The following is a 21,310-nucleotide window of genomic DNA, read 5'->3' as shown; positions in this document are numbered from 1 at the left end:
AGGCGCTCACCGGACGGTGGCTCCGAGGCGCGTTCGCCCGCGCGGGCGACGCATCTCGACACCTGCGTCCTACGCCGAGACGAGCTCTCCGCGGCGCTGCAGCACCCGCTTGTCGCGCTTGGAGATCTCCGCCTCCCCCTCGCGGAACACCGAGTACAACGGCGCCCCGAAGGCCGGCGTCGAGTAGGTGCCCGCGATGGTGCCCACGAGCAGCGCGAGCGAGATGTCGCGCAGCGTGTCGGCCCCCAGCACGAACGCACCGATCACGAGGATCGCGGCAACCGGGAGGGCCGCGACGACACCGGTGTTGATCGAGCGGACGAGTGTCTGGTTGACCGCCAGGTTGACCGCCTCGCCGAAGGTGCGCGTCGAGTCGTCGCCGAGTTCGCCGGTGTTCTCGCGGATCTTGTCGAACACCACGACGGTGTCGTAGAGCGAGTAGCCCAAGATCGTGAGGAAGCCGATGACCGCGGCAGGCGTGATCTCCCAGCCCGTCGCGGCATAGATTCCCACGGTCAGGATGAGGTCGTGCAGGAGCTTGAGGATCGCCGCGATCGACATCTTCCAGGTGCGGAAGTAGAGCGCCATAAACACCAGGGCCAGCACGACGAACACGCCAAGGGCACGCAGGGCGCTGTCGGTGATGTCGGCGCCCCAGGTGGCGCCGATGAACGACGCGGACACCGATTCGGTGTCGTACGCCTCCTGGAGGTTGATCGTCACCTGCTGGGTCGCGGTGTCGGTGAGCTGGTCGGTCTGCACGCGCACGCCATCGTCGCCGACGGTGCTGACGCGCACGACCGCGTTCGGCTCGACCTCGTGCACGGCGTCTTCCGCGAGGCTCGTGTCGATGCCGTCATCCGACGCGGGGATCTCCGAGACGAGGAACTGCGATCCCCCGCGGAACTCGATGCCGAAGTTGAAGCCGGAGAGGAAGTCTCCCCGCCGCGCACGAACGGCACGGCGACCGAGGCGATCATGAGGATGCCGGCGAGCAGGAACCACCAGCGGCGGTTGCCCACGAAGTTGATGCCGCGCGCCCCCGTGTAGAGGTCGTTACCGAGACGCTGGAACGGTCCGGCCATCAGCGTGCCTCCTTCTTCCCCGTGGAGGGCTTCGAGCTGCTCTTGCCGGCGTTCGCCGCCGCGAGCTCGGCCGCCTTGCGCTCGGCGATGGTCTGACGACGCTCCGCCTCACGGCTCGCGCCAGCCCTGCGGGCATCCTTCGAGATCCGGAACTCCGCGCGCCCCCGATAGACCGCTCCGAGGGCTGTGGGATCGAGGCCCGTCGCAGGGTGACCGCTCGAGAAGAACCTCGTGGTCGCGAGCAATTGCAGTGTCGGGTGCGTGAACAGGATCACGATGATGACGTCGATGATCGTCGTGACACCGAGCGTGAGGGCGAAGCCGCGCACCGAGCCCACGGCGAGCACGAACAGGATCACTGCCGAGAGCAGGTTGACGCTCTTCGCGGCGAGCACGGTGCGCAGCGCGCGCTTCCAGCCCGCCTCGACGGCCCCGACGAGCCCGCGGCCGTCACGGAGTTCATCACGGATGCGCTCGAAGTAGACGATGAACGAGTCGGCCGTGAATCCGATCGCCACGATCAGACCCGCGACACCCGCAAGCGAGAGTCGATACCCCTCGCGCCACGACATGATGTTCACCACGAAGTAGGTGATCACCCCCGCCACGATGAGCGACGCGATCGTGACGGTGCCGAGCAGCCGGTACTGGAACAGCGAGTACACGAACACGAGCAGCAGACCGATGAGTCCGGCGATGAGGCCGCTCTGCAGCTGGGTCGTGCCGAGCGTGGCGGAGATCGAGTCGATGCTCTCGACGGTGAAGCCCACCGGGAGCGCACCGAACTTGAGCTGGTCGGCGAGAATCTTCGCGGACTCCTGCGTGAACCCGCCCGAGATCTGCGCGCGACCATCGTTGATCGGGTCGTTCGCGCTCGGCGCGATGACCACCTGACCGTCGAGCACGACCGCGAACCGATTGCGGGGTGTCTCGAGCGGAACGAGACGTGTCGTGACCTTCGAGAAGGCCTCGGTGCCCGCGCCGTTGAAGCTCAGGTTGACGACCCACTCACCCGTGGTCACACCCGTGGAGGTGGTCTTGAGACCCGCCTGGGCGTCGGAGATGTCGGCACCCTCGACCTCGACGGGGCCGAGCAGGAACTTCTCGGTTCTGTCCTGGTCGCACGTGATGAGCGGCACATCCGAGGGTGCCGCGTTCGTTCCCGCATCCTCGACCTGGTCACAGCTGAAGGCGTCGAACTGCTCCTGCAGCTGGGGTGTCACCCAGGCGAGGTCCGATCCGTCGGTGGGCGTCGCTGTGGGTGTCGCCGTCGGCGCCGGCGTCTCGGTCGCCCCGTCGGCGGGTTCGTCGGATGCTCCGTCACTCGGCTCGTCGGTCGGCGACACGCTCGAGCTGGCCGGTCCACCGGCGAGCAGCACGGCGCGGAACTCCATCTTGGCCGAGGCCTTGATGCGCTGGAGGGTCGTCTCGTCCGGGTTCTTGCCCGGAATCGAGATGATGATCTTGTCGCCACCCTCGGTGGTGATCTCCGGCTCGACGACGCCCGCTGCGTCGATGCGGTTGCGGATGATCTCCTTCGCCTGCTGCAGTTGCTCGTCGGTGACCGACTCGCCATCTTCGAGGTTCGGCGTGAGGATGATCTGGGTGCCGCCCTCGAGGTCGAGCGCGAGCTTGGGGCCCACCCCCAGCCCCACCAGATGGCACCGGCCGTGTTGAGGCCGACGAGCAGAACGATGATGCCTGCGAGCCAGCCGAGAGACCGCCAGGCCTTCCGGACCGGCGTGCTACGCGTCGCCACCGCTACTCGGTCTCGGTGGGCTTCTTGCGCGGTGCGCGCTTGGGCTTCTCCGTGCGCTCGCCGAACTCCGGCTCCGTGGTGTCGGCGGGGGCGTCGTCGGCCTCGACAGAGGTCTCGACATCCGCCTCGTCGACGACGTCGTCGTCAGCGTGCTCGAGCTCTTCCGGGTCGACCACGCGCACGATCACCTGGCGGTGCACCCGCAGGCGCGTGCCGGGGGTCGTCTCGACGATCGCCTCGTTCTTCTCGTCGTCGAGCGAGATGAGGGTGCCGAAGATGCCGTGCTGCGTCATGATCTCGGCGCCGGGCTGCAGCTTGGTCTGCATCTCTTCGGCATCCGCCTTGCGCTTCCGCGAGCTGCGCCAAGTGAAGAAGATCATGACCACCAGCAGGCCGGCGAGCAGGATCAGTGTGAAGTCCATGAGGAGAGGAGAGCCTTCCGGGATGAGGGGAAACTGCGCACAGCCCACGGAGTGAGGCGTCGCGGTCCCCGAAAATCATACGTCATCGTCGAAGAGCGTCCGGGCGCCCGCCCGCCCCACACTCGGGGGCGCACACCGAGATGCTCCCACGCGCGCGGGGTGGCCACCCGCCCGCGCGGCGTGCGACTGATCATGCCGATGCGCAGCAGGAAGGGCTCGACGACCGACTCGATCGTCTCCGGCTCCTCGCCCACCGACATCGCGAGCGTCGAGAGCCCTACCGGACCGCCGTCGAAGCGCGCGAGGATCGCCTCGAGCACAGCGCGGTCGAGCCGGTCGAGCCCGAGCGGATCGACGTCGTACAGCTCGAGGGCCTCGTGCACCGCGGTATGGTCGGCGGACCGGCCGTGCACGAGCGCGTAGTCGCGCACACGGCGCAGCAGGCGGTTCGCGATGCGCGGTGTCCCGCGGCTGCGGGATGCGATCTCGGCCCGCGCATCCGGCGCCAGATCGAGCCCGAGCAGGCGAGCGGCGCGGGCGAGCACCTCGTCGAGTTCACTGTCGTCGTAGAACTCGAGATGCGCGGTGAAGCCGAAGCGGTCGCGCAGCGGATTGGGCAGCAGGCCGGATCGCGTGGTCGCGCCCACGAGCGTGAACGGCGCGAGATCGAGCGGGATGCTGGTGGCTCCCGCCCCCTTGCCGACCATGATGTCGATGCGGAAGTCCTCCATCGCGAGGTAGAGCATCTCCTCGGCGTTGCGCGCCATGCGATGGATCTCGTCGATGAACAGCACCTCGCCGGGTACGAGACTCGACAGCAGCGCCGCGAGATCGCCGGCGTGCTGGATCGCCGGACCACTCGACATGCGCAACGGCCGCGCACCCTCCTGGGCGACGATCATCGCGAGGGTCGTCTTGCCGAGCCCAGGGGGCCCGCGAGCAGGATGTGGTCGGGGGCGCGCTGCTGCAGCTCGGCTGCCCGCAGGAGCAGTTGCAACTGGCCGCGCGCCTTCGACTGCCCGACGAACTCCGCGAGGCTGCGGGGCCGCAACGCGCCCTCGAAGGCCAGCTCGGCCTCCGACTCCGGGTCGGGCGTCGTGATCGGATCGCTCACGGGCGCACGCCCGCTCGTTGCGGTCCGAGGCGGCCGAGGGCCATCCGCAGCAGGGCGGGCACCTCGGTCGGCGCGGAACCGCCGAGCTCCGTGAGCAGCTCGGATACGGCGGCCGAGGCGGCGCGTTCGGGCCAGCCGAGACCTACAAGGGCTGCCACGACATCCGCATCGGGGGCGACGAGAGCGGCCCCGGCGCGAACGGCGGCGGGAGCGACGAGCTTGCCGGCGAGCGACACCGTGATGAGCTTCGCGGTCTTGGGCCCGATGCCCGACACCCGCCGGAAGGGGCGTCGTCTTCCTCGGCGACGGCCCGCGCGATCTCGTCGGGCGAGAGCTGCGCGAGCACGCCCAGCGCCGACTTCGGGCCGACCCCGGAGACGCTCCGCAGCAGGTCGAAGAGCTCGAGCTGCTCGCGAGAGGCGAAGCCGTAGAGGCTCAGGTCGTCTTCGCGCACGATGAGAGCGGTGTGCACGAAGGCCTCGGAGCCGACCCGCAGACCCAAGGCGTGGTCGGGCGTGAGCGCGACCCACATGCCGACGCCACCCACCTCGATGACGGCTCCACCGCCCGCGACGTGCAGCACCGTGCCGCGGACACTCGAAATCATGTTCTAGAGTCTACGTTTCGCCGACGACTTCTCGGCGGCGCGCCACGCCCGTTGCGCGGGAGTCAGACCGCCAGTGCTTCCGGCATCCGGTGCCGTCGCTCCCCCGCGCCAGCCGTGGCAGATGGCGAGAGCGAGCGCGTCGGCGGCATCGGCCGGGCGCGGGATCTCGGCCAGGCCGAGCACGCGGGCGACCATGGCTCCCACCTGCGCCTTGTCGGCCGCGCCGTAGCCGGTGATGGCCGCCTTGACCTCGCTCGGCGTATGCAGCGCCACCGGCAGGCCGGCTTCCGCCGCCTTGGCCACGGCGATGCCGCTCGCCTGCGCCGTGCCCATCACGGTGCGCAGGTTCTGCTGGGCGAAGACCCGCTCGACGGCCACGGCATCCGGATGGAACTCCGCGATGGCCGCTGCGATGCCCTCCGACACCGCGAGCAGCCGCGCGGGAAGCTCGTCGTCCGCCGCGGTGCGGATGACCCCGACGTGCACGAGCGACACGCGCCGATCGGGAAGCACGTCGACGATGCCGACCCCGCAGCGCGTCAGCCCGGGGTCGATCCCGAGCACGCGCAGGGCCTGGCCGGCGATGCGTCAGTCCTCGGCGTCGAGCTCGGCCTGTACCTCGGCCGGGATGTCGAAGTTGCTGAAGACATTCTGTACATCGTCGCTGTCCTCGAGCGCGTCGATGATGCGGAAGACCTTCTTCGCGGTCTCGGCGTCGACCTCGACCTTGAGATTCGGCACGAACTCGGCCTCGGCGGAGTCGTAGTCGAGGCCGGCGTCCTGCAGGGCCGTGCGCGCGGCCACCAGCTCCGAGGGGTCGGTGATGACCTCGAAGCCGCCGCCCTGGTCGATGACGTCCTCGACGCCGGCGTCCATGACGGCCTCGAGGATCGCGTCCTCTGTGACACCGTCGGCCTTCGTGATCGAGATGACGCCCTTGCGGCTGAAGTTATAGGCCACCGAGCCGGGATCGGCGAGGGTCGCCCCGTTCCTGCTGAGCGCCGTGCGCACCTCGGCGGCGGCGCGGTTCTTGTTGTCGGTGAGGCACTCCACCATGAGCGCCACGCCGTTCGGGCCGTACGCCTCGTAGGTGATGCTCAGGTACTCGACCGACTCGCCCGAGATGCCCGCACCGCGCTTGATCGCGCGGTCGATGTTGTCGTTGGGCACCGACGTCTTCTTGGCCTTCTGCACCGCGTCGTACAGGGTCGGGTTTCCGGCCAGGTCGGCGCCGCCGATCTTGGCCGCGACCTCGATGTTCTTGATGAGCTTGGCGAACGACTTCGCACGACGCGCGTCGATGACGGCCTTCTTGTGCTTCGTCGTGGCCCACTTGGAATGCCCGCTCACGGTGCCCCTCTCAATGAAATCCGCGGGCAAGTCTAGCGGGGCGAACTCAGCCGAGCCTCGGCAGCCGCACGCCCGAGTCGCGTGCCTCGAGCGCGGCCAGCGCCCGCGTGACCTCCGCATCGCCAGCGCGCCAGGCGGTCACCACCCGCGGAGAGATCCGGGCGAGCTCCACGGCACGGGCGTCGTCGAGTGCGCGCAACGCCAGCAACTGCACACCGTCGTCGAGGCGCAGCAGGGCGCGCGTCTCGGCTGAACGCCGTGCGAAGCGGATGCGCGGCCACAGCCAGAGGAGCACCACCACGGCGATCGGCGCGAGGGCGAAGCCGAGTCCGGCAACCGTCGCGATCGTCTCCACGACCGCCTGACCCGTGCGTCCGGCATCCGCGATCGCCACGCCGGCACCGGCCGCCTGATCGAAAGGTCCCCGGATGCCATCGCCGATGAGGGGGACGCCGCCGAGACGCTCGCCGATCTCGCCCATCGTGCCCTCGAACCCCGCTCCCGCGTCCTGCAGGTTCACGAACACGCCCCCAGTGCTGCGATCGTGTTGCGCACCACCACGCCCGTGAGGATCGCCGCGATCACGACCACGAGCGCCACAACATCCGCGACGACCTGCCGCGCCCGACGCGGCCCGAAATCGGCATACCAGCTCATGCATCGAGCATGGCGCACGGACGCCGTTTCGACACGCACCCTTCGGGCGCTACCAACCCCGCAGGGGTGGCCGCTGTGTGCTGTTGTGCAGGAACTCCGGGTCTGTTGTGCAGGAATGCGTGACAGGACGCCCGTGAATACAGGGGTCAGGAGCGACCGCGCGCCGAGAACTCCTGCACAACAGAGAACTCCTGCACAACAGAGGGGTCAGGATGCGGCGCGCACGCGGTCGAGGAAGCGCTCGTGGAAGCGGTGCTCGCGCGTCATCTCGGGGTGGAACGACGTGCCCATCAGGTTGCCCTGCTCGACGGCCACGACCCGGCCGTCGTCGAGCGCGGCCAGCACGGTCGCATCCGGCCCGACCGACTCGACGATCGGCGCGCGGATGAACACCGCGTGCACCGCGGGCTCCCCAGTTGCGGGATGTCGAGATCGGTCTCGAACGAGTCGTTCTGGTTGCCGAAGGCGTTGCGTCGCACCGCGACGTCGAGCCCGCCCAAGCTCTGCTGCCCCTCGATGGCATCGAGCACCACGTCGGCGAGCAGGATCAGCCCGGCGCACGTGCCGTACACCGGCATGCCGCCCGCGATACGGCTCCGCAGGGGCTCGGCGACGCCGAAGGTGCGGCTCAGCTTGTCGATCACGCTCGACTCACCGCCCGGGATCACGAGCCCGGAAACGGTCTCGAGCTCCTCGGGACGACGCACGGTCACCGCATCCGCGCCCAGCTCACGCAGCACCGCGAGGTGCTCGCGCACGTCGCCCTGCAGCGCGAGGACGCCGACCCTCGGCGCGTTACCAGCCACGCTCGGCGAGACGGTGCGGCGCCGCAAGGTCGGACACGTTGATGCCGACCATGGCCTCGCCCAGCCCGCGCGAGGCATCCGCGATCACGCCCGGGTCGTCGAAGAACGTCGTGGCCTTCACGATCGCGGCGGCGCGCTTCGCGGGCTCCCCGACTTGAAGATGCCGGATCCGACGAACACGCCGTCCGCCCCGAGCTGCATCATGAGCGCCGCATCCGCGGGCGTCGCGACGCCACCCGCGGTGAACAGCACCACCGGCAGCTTGCCGGTCTCGGCGATCTCGGCCACGAGCTCGTACGGGGCCTGCAGTTCCTTGGCGGCCACGTAGAGCTCGTCCTTGGTCTTGGAGCGCAGCGCGTTGATCTCACCGGTGATGGTGCGGATGTGCTTGGTCGCCTCCGACACGTCGCCCGTGCCCGCCTCGCCCTTCGAGCGGATCATCGCGGCGCCCTCGGTGATCCGCCGCAGCGCCTCGCCAAGGTTGGTTGCGCCGCAGACGAAGGGAGTGGTGAAACGCCACTTGTCGATGTGGTTCACATAATCGGCCGGCGAGAGCACCTCCGACTCGTCGATGTAGTCGACGCCGAGCGCCTGGAGCACCTGAGCCTCGACGAAGTGCCCGATGCGCGCCTTCGCCATGACGGGGATCGAGACCGAGGAGATGATGTCGTCGATGAGGTCGGGGTCGCTCATGCGCGCCACGCCGCCCTGCGCGCGGATGTCGGCGGGAACGCGCTCGAGCGCCATGACGGCGACGGCGCCCGCGTCTTCCGCGATGCGCGCCTGCTCGGCGGTGACGACATCCATGATCACCCCGCCCTTGAGCATCTCGGCGAGGCCGCGCTTGACGCGGTCGGTGCCCAGGGCAGGGGCGGAGGATTCGGCTGCGGGGGTGGTCATGCACCGAATTCTATTCCGCGACGCATGCCTCCGGCCGCCGTACCCTTCGGGCTGAGCCACCCATCGGGCGGTGGCATGATCGAGCGGGTGAAGATCCTCTCGATCCAGTCGGCCGTCGCCTACGGACACGTCGGCAACTCCGCCGCCGTCTTCCCGCTCCAGCGCATCGGGGTGGAGGTGCTGCCGGTGTACACCGTCACCTTCTCCAACCACACCGGCTACGGCGCCTGGCGCGGGCCGCTCATCTCGCCCGACGACGTTCGGGAGGTCATCACGGGCGTCGAGGAGCGCGGCGTCTTCCCCCAGCTCGACGCGGTGCTCTCGGGGTATCAGGGCTCGGAGGGTATCGGCGACGTCATCATCGACGCCGTGACGCGCGTGAAGGCCGCCAACCCGCACGCCGTCTACGCATGCGACCCCGTCATGGGCAATGCGAAATCCGGATGCTTCGTCGCGCCCGCGATCCCGGTGCTGCTGCGTGAGCGCGTGGTTCCGGTGGCCGACCTCATCACCCCGAACCAGTTCGAGCTGGGTTTCCTCACCGAGACCGAGCCCGACACGATCGAGTCGACGCTCGCCTCCGCCGACGCCGCGCGCGCCATGGGACCCGGCACCGTGCTCGTGACGAGCGTCGAGCGCCCCGATCGCGAGCCGGACACCATCGAGATGATGGTCGTCGACGCCGCGGGCGCCTGGATCGTGCAGACGCCGCTGCTCCCCTCAAGGCCAACGGCTCGGGCGATGTGACGGCCGCCCTGTTCACCGCGCACTACCTCGCGACGCGGAACGCCGCCGAGGCGCTCGCGCGTACCACCTCGAGCGTGTGGGACCTGCTGCGCACGACGCACGAGGCAGCGGCGCGTGAACTGCAGCTCGTGGAGTCGCAGGAGTACTACGCGCACCCCCGGATGCAGTTCGCGGTGCGGCAGCTGCGGTAGCCGGGCTTCGAGACGCGTCGTCCTGCGGCCGCCGCTCCTCAGCCTCCTAGGGGCGCGGCCAGGCGTCGGCGATCTCCTGCCGGGCTTCGCCGAGGAGCTTCGGCAGCGCCTTGGTGCGGGCGACGATGGGGAAGAAGTTCGCATCCGTCGCCCAGCGAGGCACGACGTGCTGGTGCAGATGCGCGGCGATGCCCGCACCCGCGATCGCACCCTGGTTCATGCCCAGGTTGAAGCCATCCGCGTGCGAGGTCTGCCGGATGACGCGCATCGCGGTCTGCGTGATCGCGCCGATCTCGGCGACCTCCTCGGCATCCGCTTCGTCGTAGAGCGCGATGTGCCGGTACGGCACGACCAGCAGGTGACCGCTGTTGTAAGGGAACAGGTTGAGCAGCGCGTAGGCCTTCACCCCGCGATGCACGATGAGCGCCTGTTCGTCGGGGAGAGTCGGGGCGGTGCAGAAGACGCATGCGTCGCCCGGGGCGGCGCCGCCCTGCTCGATGTAGGCGATCCGGTGGGGCGTCCAGAGCCGGGCGAATCCGTCTGGTACGCCCGCGAACGCGCTCGAGGACTCCGCGTCGGGATACTCGGTGCCGTCGTAGTCGCGTGTCATCCCCGCCAGGTTATCTCGCATGCCACGCGGGGCGCGCCGATCGACGCGCCCCGCGTGACTGCGGCCCTCAACGAACCCGGATCTTGGTCACCTCGATCGGGATCGTGTTGATCGCATCCGACCTCAGCGTCGCCGAGGTCGACCACGTGCCGTGCAGCAGACCCTTGATCGTGTAGTCGAAGGTCACCGCGCCACCCGCCGTCGGCGGGCTCGTCTGCACGACGTAGGCCAGGTCGGTGTCGACATCGGTCACCGTGACACCGCTCGTGCCGTCGCGGTTCTCCGCGCCGACGAGCGAACCGACCGCCGCGTCGGGTGTGAGCTCCCCGCCATAGGTCATCCAGTTGTTCTCGGTGGCGCCGAGCTGGATCCAGACCTGGAAGGTGTTCTCTCCCCGCTCCACGAGGGCACGTCGGTCCACTCCACCACGAGGTAGTCGCTCACGCCGTCGCTGAGCGAACCGACCCGGATCTCCCCGCCCGCTGCCGGGTTGAGGTCGGTCCAGAACGGCGCGATCACATTGTTCGGCGTCGCCGGGTCGGGGAAGGATGCCGGCGGCTCGTACTCGACATCGGCCGCGCCACCGCCGCCGACCACGACGTAGCCGTTCGACACCACGCCGATGCGGTCGTAGACCTCGCCGCCGTAGGTGAAGGCCGGCACCGTGAAGTTGACGATGCTCTCGTCTCCCATGCCCGCGACCGGCGCGATGCCGAAGTCCGCGAGCGGCAGGTAGCCGCTGACGACCTCAGACGGGTCCACTCCGGTCACCGCGTCGACGGTCGGCGGAAGCGCCGCCGTGAGCGTGCCCTTCCAGCTCGCGCCGAGCGCCCGCTTGGTGGCGGGTGCCGTCACCTTCGTGACCTTGAGGATCGGACTCGCGACGACGTCGATCGTCGCCTGCACGTCGACCGGCAGCGAACTCGAGGCCGTCACGGTGCATGTCGAGGTGGCCCCGCGCTTGATCTCGGTCGGTGCGCACGACTGCGCGAGAGCGATCGACGCCTCACCCACGTTGACCGCGACCGGGACTACCGCAGGCAGCGCCTTCCCGCGGGTCGGGCTGATGGTCAGCTGCCCCTCGTGCCAGCCGTTCTCCGCGCTGATCCCGCTCAGCACGATCGTGATCGTCTTCGACTTCCCCGCGGGAAGCGTGAAGTGCGAGGGCGTGACGAACGCCCGCACGCCATCCGCGAACGACGACGACACCGAGAAGCTCTGGGTCTTGCCGCTCACGTTGGTGATGGTGCGCTTCACGATCGCGGCCCCTGGGAGCGGATCCACGAGGATGCTGGGGATGTTGAGGTCGAGCCGGCTGAGCGGGTCGGCGGCGCCGGCGGCGAAGTCCTCCGCCGTCTCGCTGATCGTGACGGTCGGCGCGACCGCCCGGTCGGCGCGGATGCTGCCCGCACCCCGATCGAACACACCGGCCGGCGTGCCGTCCGGGTTCACGACACTCTGAACCGACGAGGTCATGAGCGCCGACTTGATCTGCCCCGGCGTCCACTCGGGATGCGCCGCCACAAGGAGGGCGGAGACGCCCGCCGCGTGCGGCGACGACATCGACGTTCCCGCGATCGCCTGGAAGAGCTCCCCTGGGGCCCCGTCGCGAGATCCGTCGACGCGGGCGTGTGCCCCGCGAGGATCTGCACACCGGGCGCGGTGATGTCGGGCTTGATGAACTCCCCGATCGGGCCGCGCGAGCTGAACCCGGCCATCACATCCGGCTGGGCGGCCGTGGACTGGCCGGCCTCCCAGCTCGCGGTGACGTCGGCATGCGCCGTCAGGAACGCGAGCAGTTCGTCGTTCGGCCCCTCGAGGTGGATCGCCGGGAGGAAGTGGTTGTCGGTCTCGACGTCGCTCGCCGTGGGGTTGTAGAGGATCATGCCCGCTGCCCCACCCTGCAGGGCGTTGTAGCCCTTCTCGACACGGCCGTTCTCGCCGCGGGCGCACACCACGACCTGGCCTTCGACCGATCCCGCCGGGAAGGGCTCGAGGCAGAGTGCGCCACCCGTGTAGCCGGGAACCGACGCCGCGAGCACGACGGTCACGTCGGTGACGCCCTGCGTGAGCGTCGCGCCGCCCTTGGAGTAGCTCTCGCCATCCGCTGCCGTGAGAGTGAGGGTGGATGCGAACTGCCGATCGAAGGTCGACGCCGCCACCGTCGTGACCCACGGGCCCGCGTGGTTGGCGGTGGACGCTCCCGGGCCGTCGTTGCCCGCGGAGGCGTTGACCGCGATTCCCGCGGCGTACGCGTCGAGGAAGGCGAGCTCGACGGCGTCGGTGTAGGCCGATGCCGAGCCACTGACGGAGTAGTTGATCACGTCGACGCCGTCGACGATCGCCTGCTGCACGGCTGCGAGCAGGTCGGAGGTGTAGCCGCCCTGCGGGCCGAGCGCGCGGTAGGCGATCACCGAAGCCCCGGGGGCGATGCCGCTTACCGGCCCTCGGTCGACGCCGAAGATCGGCGCGTTGGTCACATAGTCGCCCGCCGCGGTCGTCGCGGTGTGCGTGCCGTGCCCGTCGGAGTCACGAGCCGAGCATCCGGACGCAGAGCAGAAGTCCTCCTCGCCGACGGCGTTGAGGGCCGTGTAGGTGTCGAGGAAGGCGTACGCCCCCACGAGCTTGTCGTTGCACGCGAAGTCGTCGTCGCCGCCCTCACCGAACTCGCACGCCCACGGGCCGCCAGCCGGCGCCGCGAGGCCGTTGTCGGCGAGCATCGGGTGCTCGGGCCAGATCCCGGTGTCGATGACACCGACGATCACCCCGGCGCCGGCCTTGTCGCGGCCGCCGAGCGAGGGCCACACGGCATCCGCGCCGATGAACGTGCTCGCGTCGTTGTCGAGCGTGCCGCCGCCGTCGCCGGTGAGCGCTGCGCCCTGAGCGGTGACCGCGGATGCCGACGCCGTGAGCGCGTCGCTCGCCGACGCCGGCAGGTGGCGCAGCGAGTTCTCCTGCACCGCGGCGACGCCGTCGACCGCGAGAACGGCCTTGGCATCCCGTGCCTTCACCGTCATCGCGAGCCCTCCGTAGGCGACCGCGTAGGTCTCCATCGGCCGGGCCGACGGGACCGCTGCCGTGATGGCCGCCTGTGTCTCGGCGATGACGCCCTTCACGTAGTCGAGGTACCTCGTAACGGCGGCGTCGGAGAGCGAGAGCTTCTTGCCCGTGACCTCGGGGCTCGTCGCGCGGTAGCCGTCGACGTCGCCGGTGTACGAGGCGACCGGATCGACATCGACCTTCACCATCACCGGCACGACCTCGCCGTCGGCGCGCGCGAGCAGCGCGGCGTCGCTCTCGGCGAGCTGCCCCGTCTTGGTGCGGGCACCCTCCTGCGGGGGCCCTTCCGGACTGACGGCGCCCCCGGTGAAGTCCTGTGGCGGGTCGGCCGCGTACGCGGGGCTGCGATCGCCCCCAGGACGAGCGCCAGAGCGGCGCCAGCGGACACGAGCACAGATCGACGAGAGCGCATGGCTTCCCTTCCGCGAGTGGTGGTGCGGTATCCGGCGCCACGCCCCCTGTTCACGGGTAGACCTAGTGGTCTATGCGACGCCTGGTCGGTAACGTAGCCGCCCCGCAGACGCGCGCGCTACAGCAATTCCTGCGAATCAGGCGGGGCACGCACAAGGATCGTGCGGGCCGACGCAAGAAAGCTGCGCTACACCTGAGCGTGGGTGTCGATCGCCTCGCGGATGCGGCGCACGGCCTCGTCGACCGGGATGCCGTTGTCTTGACGCCCGTCGCGGAAGCGGAAGCTCACCGTTCCGGCGTCGCGATCCTGCGCGCCGGCGATCAGCTGGAAGGGCACCTTCATGAGGGTGTGCGTGCGGATCTTCTTCTGCATCCGCTCGTCGCTCACGTCGAGCTCGGCGCGCACCCCTCGGCGCGCAGCCGGTCGATGATGCCGCCCAGGTAGTCGACGAACTCCTCGGCGACGGGAACGCCGACCACCTGCACGGGCGAGAGCCACGCCGGGAAGGCGCCGGCGTAGTGCTCGAGCAGGATCGCGAAGAAGCGCTCGATCGAACCGAAGAGGGCGCGATGGATCATGATGGGCTGCTTCTTCTGCCCATCACGGTCGGTGTACTCGAGCTCGAAACGCTCGGGCAGGTTGGGGTCGACCTGCACGGTCGAGAGCTGCCAGGTGCGGCCGATCGCATCCCGGGTCTTCAGGTCGATCTTGGGGCCGTAGAAGGCCGCCTCGCCCGGCATCTCGGTGAGCTTGAGGCCGGAGGCCTTCGCCACGTTGCGCAGGGCGTTCGTGGAGTACTCCCAGAACTCGTCGGAGCCGATCCACTTCGACTTCTCGTCGTCGCGCATCGACAGCTCGAGCTCGAAGTCATCGAGGCCGAAGTCGCGCAGCATCGAGATCACGAACTCGAGCACCTTGGTGGCCTCGGGCTCGAGCTGCTCGGGGGTCACGAACAGATGCGAGTCGTCCTGGGTGAAGCCGCGCACCCGCGTGAGGCCGTGCAGCGCCCCGGAGAGCTCGTTGCGGTACACGGTGCCGTTCTCCGCGAGTCGCATGGGCAGGTCACGGTAACTGCGCGCGCGCTCCTTGTAGATCAGGATGTGCATCGGGCAGTTCATGGGCTTGAGGTAGTAGTCGTGGCCCTGCTTGGTGATCTCGCCGTTCTCGTCACGCTCCTCGTCCATCACGATGGGCGGGAACATGCCCTCCTTGTAGGTGACGAGGTGGTTCGACTGGAGGAAGAGATCCTCCTTCGCGATGTGCGGCGTGTACACGTAGGTGTAGCCCGCCTCGACGTGCCGACGACGTGCGTGCTGCTCCATCTCCATCCGCACGACTCCCCCACGCGGATGCCACACCGACAGCCCCGAGCCGATCTCGTCGGGGAAGGAGAACAGGTCGAGCTCCTTGCCGAGCTTGCGGTGGTCGCGCTTGGCCGCCTCCCCGAGGCGTTCGAGGTAGGCGCGCAGTTCCGCCTTGCTGGGCCAGGCCGTGCCGTAGATACGCTGAAGCTGCGGGTTCTTCTCCGAGCCCCGCCAGTAGGCGGCGGCGACGCGCATGAGCTTGAACTGGCCGAGTGCGCCCGTGTTGGGCACGTGCGGGCCACGGCAGAGGTCCTTCCAGACGACGTTGCCGTCGCGGTCGACGTTGTCGTAGATCGTGAGCTCGCCGGCCCCGACCTCGACGCTCTCTCCGTCTGTTCCCGACTCCGCTCCGCCCTTGAGCCCGATGAGCTCGAGCTTGTACGGCTCGGCGGCGAGTTCGGCACGTGCCTGGTCGTCGCTCACGACGCGGCGTACGAAACGCTGGCCCGCACGGATGATGCGATCCATCTCCTTGGAGATCGCGCCGAGGTCGTCGGGCGAGAAGTGCTCGGCGATGTCGAAGTCGTAGTAGAAGCCGTCCTGCACCGGCGGCCCGATACCGAGCTTCGCCTCGGGGTTGATGCGCTGCACGGCCTGGGCGAGCACGTGAGCCGTGGAGTGGCGCAGGATGTTCAGACCGTCGGGCGACTCGACATCGACAGGCTCGACCGTGTCGGTCTCCGTGACCGTCGCCGCCTTGTCCATCAGCTGGCCGTTCACGCGAATCGCGATGACGGCGCGGTCGGGAAACAGGTCGAATCCGGTCTGCGCGCTCATTCTGCTTACTTTAGCGGCGGGCGAGGGGCTCTCCGTCGCCGGTGCGTCCGTCATCGGCGCCTCGGTCATCGGCGCTTCCGTGATCGCTGAGCTCGCGACCCCCGCTTGCCCGCCTGTTCGATGCCTCGGCCGCGCTGCCGAGCGCGATGCCGAGCGCAATGCCGATCCCGATGCCGAGGCCGATGTTCTCCAGGGCGACCCCGATCGCGACGCCGGCCCCGATGCCGATGGCCAGGTAGGCGGTGAGACCCCCGCCCGGACGACGGTTCGCGGGAGGTCGCGGCTCGTTCGCACTCATCGCTCGAGGCTACGTCGATCCGAACTGTCACGGTTCCCCCGGAAGACGGAGACCGGCGATCGGAAGTCAGCGGGGCAGGTCGTACACGGCACCCTGCGGTCGCGACTCCGTCACGAGGTACACGAGCAGCAGGATCCCGCCGACGAGAGGGATGAAGCCCATGAAGAAGTAGTAGCCCGCGTAGCCGGCGTCATGCAGCCGTCTCACCGTCACCGAGATCATCGGGATCACGGCCGCGATGTAGGCGCCGAGCCAGAGCAAGCCGAAGACGCCCGCGCCGATGCCGAGGGCAGCGCTGCTCCCGTTGGAGCCGTCGATCGCCGAGCCGATACCGCCCAGCACGGCGAACAGCAGGGCGAAGGCGAAGTACGAACCGAAGATCATGATGACGAACCACAGGTAGGCCAGCCAGAACTCCGACCGCGAGGCACGCCCGGAGAAGTCGGCGTACTTGCGCCAGAACCGCGTCCACGCCTGCCTCATCGTGGCTCCGTAGAGCGGAGCCCACAACGGCACCGCGGTGCCGACGGGCGCCGCCTGCCCGACGTAGGGCCACGCATCCGGAGGCAACGCGATCTGAGTCGCAGCCGGCGCGTAGGCGTATTGCGGAGCGACGTACTGCGGGGCAGCCGCGGGAGGCGTGCGGTATTCCGTCCACTCGATGCCGCTCCACCAGCGCTGTCCGCCGGGAACATCGTGATCGGGATACCAGCCGGCCGGCACCATGGGACTCGAGGGGTCGGTCATGGCTCCGAGCGTAGGGCACGCCCCGGATGCGACGGTTTCAGGGCAAAGAAATGCCCCCGTCAGGCGGGGGCTTTCGTGGTTGGGATGATGCTGTGCGCGATACTGGGATCGAACCAGTGACCTCTTCCGTGTCAGGGAAGCGCGCTACCGCTGCGCCAATCGCGCCTACGTGAGGCTATTCAGTTTGCCGAGTGAGGTGGCGACGGGATTCGAACCCGTGTGGACGGCTTTGCAGGCCGCTGCCTCGCCTCTCGGCCACGCCACCAGGTGTGCGGTCACTGCACTTGGTTAGTACAGCGGACCGTGAGACTCCTAACTCGAGCGGATGACGAGATTCGAACTCGCGACCCTCACCTTGGCAAGGTGATGCGCTACCACTGCGCCACATCCGCATTTGCTCCACCGTTCGGCGGCGCGTGTTCGACTGTAGCCGATCCGGGCGCGAGCACAAAACCGAAACACAGCTGTGTGACATCCGATTTTCGACGTGCGGGAACAGCCCCGCGAGTGTGGCAGGATGGTCGTCGCGGGCGATTGGCGCAGTTGGTAGCGCGCTTCCTTCACACGGAAGAGGTCATCAGTTCGAGTCTGGTATCGCCCACCATCCACCGCCCCCGCTCGCGGCGTACGTCACGTCAACGAGAGATCGCGGAGCTGTCGACGCGAGTTGATTCCGAGCTTCTGGAAGATGTTACGCAGGTGTGCCTCGATCGTCCGCGGGCTGAGGAACAGTTGAGCGCCGATCTCCCGGGACGTCGCACCTCCGGCCACCATCCGTGCGATGTGAAGCTCGTGCGCGGTAAGGGCGTCTGTCGCCGGTGAGACGCGAACCCGCGGATGCTCTCCTGTCGCGCGCAGCTCCCGCGCGGCGCGTTCCGCGAACGCTTCCGCGCCCATCTGAGAGAACTGCTCGTGGGCAGTGCGCAACTGCTCGCGAGCATCCTGTCGACGACCTTCGCGGCGCAGCCACTCACCGTAGAGGAGCCGACTGCGGGCGAGCAGCGCCCCCGTGCGCGACCGTCCGAGCTGCTCGATCGACTCCCGGTAGTGCCGCTCGGCCTCGGGCCCGTCGGTCATCAGCGCCTGCGAAACTGCCGCCAAGCCGAGACCCCATCCCGTACCGCTCGCGTGGGCACGCGCGATGAGTTCGTCGAGCGCATGAACGGCGCGCTGTGGCTCACCGGAACGGCACGCGGCCTCCACCAGCTCTGAGTGGGCGAGGTTGCTCTGGGTCAGCTCGATCGACTCGAACGCGGCCGTCGCGGCCACACGCGCCGCCGCGTACTGCCCCAGCCCGTTGTAAAGCACCGCCATGGCGTACTGCGTGAGCGCGATCTCCGTGTTGCTTCCACGCCCGGCGGACTCTCGCATCATCGTCGAACGGATCTCCTGGGTCCTCTCCGCCTGCCCACGCCAGGCCGCGAGGATCAGTTGCGCGTGCAACATGGGAACCGTGCGGGTGGCTGCCGCGACCTCCGCGTGCCCTGCCGCCTCAGTGAACTCACCGCCGAGCACCGACATCACCGACTTCACCAGGAGCGCCGAGGGTAAGGTGGCCAGGTCGCCCGCGCCGCGCGCCGAGCTCACGTGTCGGTCGGTGAGGGTGTGCACCAGCTCGTCGTCGAACACCGCCATCGCCGTTCGGCTCGCAAGCCACCCCCAGCGGCGAATGCTCGCAGAACCAGCGGGATCCGCTCCCGACTCAGCGACGAAGCTCTGCAGAGCGCGGCGAAGCACAGGCGCGCCGACCCCGTAGCCCTCCGTGAACGTCGTCATCAGTCCATCGAGCAGAAGATCCGTCGGTGCCTGCCCGCCGCCCGCCCGGGGTGCCGCGCACGCCGCTTCGGCGACATCACGCAGGCGGGGCCCCGTGCCGACTCCGCCGGTCACGATGGCCGCATCGAGCGCCTCAAGATAGGTCTCGCGAGAAAGAGCCGGATTCGACTCTGCAAGGCCACGAGCCGCGCTCAGCAGCTTCTCCAGGCCCTCGCCAGCCCGCGCGTTCTCGAATGCCATGCGCGCACGCAACAGATCCACGCGTGCGCTCTGATGCGCGTCGAGCGGTCCCTCTTTGCGAGCGTCAGCAATTGCGACGCCGCCTCCGAAGCGCCGGACTCGTTCGCCGCGAACGCGGCGTCCAGCGCCCGAGCCGCTCGCATGGCGGGATCCGGCGTCAACCGCGCCGCATGCCCCATGAAGGCCGCGGACGCGGCGAGACCACCACGTGACCGCGCGCGTCCGGCAGAACGTTCCAGATCCGCCGCGGCGTCCTCGTCCCTGCCCAGCACCGCTCGGGCACGATGCCACGCACGACGGTCCGGATCGATCGTCGGGTCGGTCACCGCTGCGAGCAGGGCGTGCGCGCGGCGCCGATCCGGCGGGCTCGCACTTCGATAGATCGCTGAGCGCACCAGCGGATGCCGAAACCTGACGGAGGTGCCGACCTCGAGCAATCCGGCATCCTCAGCGGGGCCGACAGCGTCGGCAGCGATCCCCGCATGAGACGCCGCACGCCAGAACAGCTCCGCATCGCCGGTCGGCTCGGCGGCCGCCACCAGGATCAGCAACCGGGTATCCGCGGGCAACTCGGTCGAACGCTGCCGAAAACTCTCCTCGACACGCCGGGGCACATCGATCACCGCGGGCAGTTCGAAACCTCCGGCCAAGTGCGCCGACCGTGCGCTGAGCGGCAGTTCCAACAACGCCATGGGGTTGCCGCAGGCCTCCGCGACGACGCGTTCGAGCACGCGGTGATCGAGCGGCGTGACGAGCACAGACTCGAGGAGGCTACGCGCGTCGTGATCTGACAACCCTCGGAGGTGCAGCTCGGGCATTCCCCCAGCGCCGACGCCACGGGCGCCAGCTCACCCGGGGCGTGCTCGCGCAAGGCGAAGACGAAAGCGATGCGTTCGGCCGAGATCCGTCGCGCAACGAACGCGAACACCTGTGCGGATGCCTCGTCGAGCCACTGCACGTCGTCCACGACGCACAGGATCGGGCTCGCCTCGGCAACCTCGGCGAGCAGGTTGAGCGTCGCGAGACCGACGAGGAAGCGATCCGGACTATCACCTCCCTGTTCGCCGAGTGCCACGGCCAGCGCGAGCCGTTGCGGATCCGGAAGCGGCGCGCCCCGGTCGAGTAGTGGACCACACAGCTGATGCAGGCCCGCGAAGGCGAATTGGCTCTCCGACTCCGACCCGGATGAGGACTGCACGAGAAATCCCGACTGCGCGGCGACACCGGACGCATGCTCCAGGAGGGCTGTCTTGCCCATGCCGGCCTCGCCTCGCACCACCAACGCGCCGCTCGATCCCGCCTGCGCTCGGGCGAGCAGTGCGTCGATCGTCTCACGCTCGACGTGCCTGCCGATCAAGTCGCCCAGGATGGCTCCCTCCCGCGGATATCCGCACCCTAACTCAGTAGGAGTCACCGACGCGAGCAGACATCACGGCCTGAGAACCGCAAGGGATGTTCTCGGAACACCGTGCCTTCTACCGACGCGCACTCGGTCGCAACCCTGCGAGCGTTACGGCACCGATCCGGAAGGGAATCAGATCATGGCACGCATCGTCGTCGGACACGAGAACAGCACTCCCGTCGAGCTCTACTACGAGGATCAGGAAGCGGCCAAGCGGTCGTACTGGTCCACGGCTATCCCCTCGACGGGCACAGTTGGGAACGCCAGACCCGCGCACTGCTCGCGGCCGACTACCGAGTGATCACCTATGACCGCCGCGGTTTCGGCGACTCGTCGAAAGTCGCACGTGGGTACGACTACGACACCTTCGCCGCCGACCTCGACACCCTCCTGACGACGCTCGACCTCCGAGACGTCATCCTCGTCGGATTCTCGATGGGAACGGGCGAGCTCGCCCGGTACGTCACGCGCTACGGGCACCACCGAATCGCCAAGCTCGCCTTCCTCGCCTCCCTCGAGCCCTTCCTCGTCGCGCGCGACGACAACCCCGCAGGAGTGCCGCAAGAGGTGTTCGACACCATCGCGGCCGACGCCCGCCTCGACCGCTTCGTCTGGTTCTCGCGGTTCTTCGCCGACTTCTATAACTTCGACGAGTTCCTCGGCACCCGAGTGAGCATGGAGGCCGTAACGGCCAACTGGAATCTGGCGGTATCGAGTTCGCCCGTCGCCGCGTACGCCGTCGTCCCCGCATGGATCGAGGACTTTCGCGCGGATGTCGACGCTGTCCGTGCGAGCGGCAAGCCGACGCTCATCGTGCATGGCACGGCCGACAGGATCCTTCCCATCGACGCCACCTCACGGCGCTTTCATCGTGCGCTCCCCGAAGCGCGCTACCTCGAAATCGAGGGAGCACCGCACGGCCTCCTGTGGACTCACAGCGAGGAGGTCAACGAGGCGTTGCTCGCCTTCGCGGGGACGCGAACCCC

The 21,310-nt window shown here is 68.9% G+C and carries 15 protein-coding genes, 4 tRNA genes and 8 pseudogenes; 3 read left to right on the top strand and 24 right to left on the bottom strand.

Translation table 11 applies throughout. From position 1 onward, the window contains the following. Positions 1-69: 69 nt before the first annotated feature. The 11 genes and pseudogenes from secF to pdxS form a co-directional block, all read right to left on the bottom strand. Complete coding sequence (secF, locus tag QQK29_RS14280) at positions 70-1,005, bottom strand: protein translocase subunit SecF (RefSeq protein ID WP_431308707.1); 936 nt, start codon at positions 1,003-1,005, stop codon at positions 70-72. Between the two features lie 79 nt (positions 1,006-1,084). Beyond that, positions 1,085-2,728 (bottom strand): protein translocase subunit SecD, encoded by a 1,644-nt coding sequence (gene secD, locus QQK29_RS14275; RefSeq protein WP_348533877.1) that lies wholly within the window; start codon positions 2,726-2,728, stop codon positions 1,085-1,087. A 118-nt stretch (positions 2,729-2,846) separates the two neighbouring features. Continuing rightward, positions 2,847-3,266 (bottom strand): preprotein translocase subunit YajC, encoded by a 420-nt coding sequence (gene yajC / locus QQK29_RS14270; protein WP_284301230.1) that lies wholly within the window; start codon positions 3,264-3,266, stop codon positions 2,847-2,849. Then, positions 3,251-4,380 (bottom strand): annotated as a pseudogene (ruvB, locus tag QQK29_RS14265) (Holliday junction branch migration DNA helicase RuvB). The gene yajC and the pseudogene ruvB overlap by 16 nt, the downstream one beginning before the upstream one ends. Then, a pseudogene (gene ruvA, locus QQK29_RS14260) lies at positions 4,377-4,987 on the bottom strand (Holliday junction branch migration protein RuvA). Before ruvA ends, ruvB begins: the two co-directional pseudogenes overlap by 4 nt. Positions 4,988-4,990: 3 nt before the next feature. Continuing rightward, entirely contained in the window at positions 4,991-5,551 is a 561-nt protein-coding gene (ruvC, locus tag QQK29_RS14255; RefSeq protein ID WP_284301228.1) for a crossover junction endodeoxyribonuclease RuvC, read from the bottom strand. A 24-nt stretch (positions 5,552-5,575) separates the two neighbouring features. Further along, the gene (locus QQK29_RS14250) at positions 5,576-6,337 is read right to left on the bottom strand and encodes a YebC/PmpR family DNA-binding transcriptional regulator (RefSeq protein ID WP_284301226.1); all 762 of its coding nucleotides are present in this window, start codon (positions 6,335-6,337) and stop codon (positions 5,576-5,578) included. 46 nt (positions 6,338-6,383) lie between these two features. Beyond that, on the bottom strand, positions 6,384-6,863 hold the full coding sequence (locus QQK29_RS14245; protein ID WP_284301224.1) for a hypothetical protein: 480 nt from the start codon (positions 6,861-6,863) through the stop codon (positions 6,384-6,386). Continuing rightward, positions 6,854-6,994, bottom strand: a complete 141-nt coding sequence (locus tag QQK29_RS14240) for a hypothetical protein (protein WP_284301222.1) — start codon at positions 6,992-6,994, stop codon at positions 6,854-6,856. The genes QQK29_RS14245 and QQK29_RS14240 overlap by 10 nt, the downstream gene beginning before the upstream one ends. 207 nt (positions 6,995-7,201) lie before the next feature. Further along, a pseudogene (gene pdxT / locus QQK29_RS14235) lies at positions 7,202-7,878 on the bottom strand (pyridoxal 5'-phosphate synthase glutaminase subunit PdxT). Then, positions 7,790-8,700, bottom strand: a pseudogene (gene pdxS, locus QQK29_RS14230) (pyridoxal 5'-phosphate synthase lyase subunit PdxS). The pseudogenes pdxT and pdxS overlap by 89 nt, the downstream one beginning before the upstream one ends. An 87-nt stretch (positions 8,701-8,787) precedes the next feature. Here pdxS and pdxY point away from each other — a divergent pair. Then, positions 8,788-9,638, top strand: a pseudogene (gene pdxY, locus QQK29_RS14225) (pyridoxal kinase PdxY). A 46-nt stretch (positions 9,639-9,684) separates the two neighbouring features. On the opposite strand, the gene QQK29_RS14220 reads toward pdxY, so the two are convergent. The 10 genes and pseudogenes from QQK29_RS14220 to QQK29_RS14175 all read right to left on the bottom strand — a co-directional run bounded on the left by QQK29_RS14220 (position 9,685) and on the right by QQK29_RS14175 (position 17,298). Further along, entirely contained in the window at positions 9,685-10,248 is a 564-nt protein-coding gene (locus tag QQK29_RS14220) for an HIT family protein (RefSeq protein WP_284301220.1), read from the bottom strand. A 67-nt stretch (positions 10,249-10,315) separates the two neighbouring features. Then, positions 10,316-10,651 (bottom strand): hypothetical protein, encoded by a 336-nt coding sequence (locus QQK29_RS14215; protein ID WP_284301218.1) that lies wholly within the window; start codon positions 10,649-10,651, stop codon positions 10,316-10,318. Then, the gene (locus QQK29_RS14210; RefSeq protein ID WP_284301216.1) at positions 10,585-11,811 is read right to left on the bottom strand and encodes a S8 family serine peptidase; all 1,227 of its coding nucleotides are present in this window, start codon (positions 11,809-11,811) and stop codon (positions 10,585-10,587) included. The genes QQK29_RS14215 and QQK29_RS14210 overlap by 67 nt, the downstream gene beginning before the upstream one ends. Further along, positions 11,721-13,496: a S8 family serine peptidase gene (locus QQK29_RS14205; RefSeq protein ID WP_284301982.1), complete on the bottom strand. Its 1,776-nt coding sequence runs from the start codon at positions 13,494-13,496 to the stop codon at positions 11,721-11,723. Before QQK29_RS14205 ends, QQK29_RS14210 begins: the two co-directional genes overlap by 91 nt. Before the next feature lie 410 nt (positions 13,497-13,906). Further along, positions 13,907-15,861, bottom strand: a pseudogene (thrS, locus tag QQK29_RS14200) (threonine--tRNA ligase). Between the two features lie 10 nt (positions 15,862-15,871). Beyond that, positions 15,872-16,159: a hypothetical protein gene (locus QQK29_RS14195; RefSeq protein WP_284301214.1), complete on the bottom strand. Its 288-nt coding sequence runs from the start codon at positions 16,157-16,159 to the stop codon at positions 15,872-15,874. A gap of 66 nt (positions 16,160-16,225) precedes the next feature. Next, the gene (locus QQK29_RS14190; protein WP_284301211.1) at positions 16,226-16,906 is read right to left on the bottom strand and encodes a DUF805 domain-containing protein; all 681 of its coding nucleotides are present in this window, start codon (positions 16,904-16,906) and stop codon (positions 16,226-16,228) included. Between the two features lie 93 nt (positions 16,907-16,999). Beyond that, positions 17,000-17,071 (bottom strand) — tRNA-Val (locus QQK29_RS14185). A 29-nt stretch (positions 17,072-17,100) separates the two neighbouring features. Then, positions 17,101-17,171 (bottom strand) — tRNA-Cys (locus QQK29_RS14180). A 55-nt stretch (positions 17,172-17,226) separates the two neighbouring features. Continuing rightward, positions 17,227-17,298 (bottom strand) — tRNA-Gly (locus QQK29_RS14175). Positions 17,299-17,434: 136 nt separating this feature from the next. Here QQK29_RS14175 and QQK29_RS14170 point away from each other — a divergent pair. Beyond that, a tRNA-Val gene (locus tag QQK29_RS14170) sits at positions 17,435-17,510 on the top strand. Positions 17,511-17,536: 26 nt separating this feature from the next. On the opposite strand, the gene QQK29_RS14165 is transcribed toward QQK29_RS14170, so the two are convergent. The 3 genes and pseudogenes from QQK29_RS14165 to QQK29_RS14155 all read right to left on the bottom strand — a co-directional run. Continuing rightward, on the bottom strand, positions 17,537-18,427 hold the full coding sequence (locus QQK29_RS14165) for a helix-turn-helix domain-containing protein (protein ID WP_284301209.1): 891 nt from the start codon (positions 18,425-18,427) through the stop codon (positions 17,537-17,539). A gap of 446 nt (positions 18,428-18,873) precedes the next feature. After that, entirely contained in the window at positions 18,874-19,680 is an 807-nt protein-coding gene (locus tag QQK29_RS14160) for a hypothetical protein (RefSeq protein WP_284301207.1), read from the bottom strand. A 182-nt stretch (positions 19,681-19,862) separates the two neighbouring features. Next, positions 19,863-20,336, bottom strand: a pseudogene (locus QQK29_RS14155) (ATP-binding protein); the annotation flags it as partial. Between the two features lie 127 nt (positions 20,337-20,463). Between QQK29_RS14155 and QQK29_RS14150 the strand changes: the two are divergent. After that, positions 20,464-21,293: pseudogene (locus QQK29_RS14150) on the top strand (alpha/beta fold hydrolase); the annotation flags it as partial. Between the last annotated feature and the right edge of the window lie 17 nt (positions 21,294-21,310).

The sequence above is a fragment of the Homoserinibacter gongjuensis genome, assembly GCF_030161875.1.
GTDB lineage: Bacteria > Actinomycetota > Actinomycetes > Actinomycetales > Microbacteriaceae > Homoserinibacter > Homoserinibacter gongjuensis.
The sequence above is the reverse complement of the archived record's forward strand: the minus strand, read 5'-3'. Positions and strand labels throughout refer to the sequence as shown.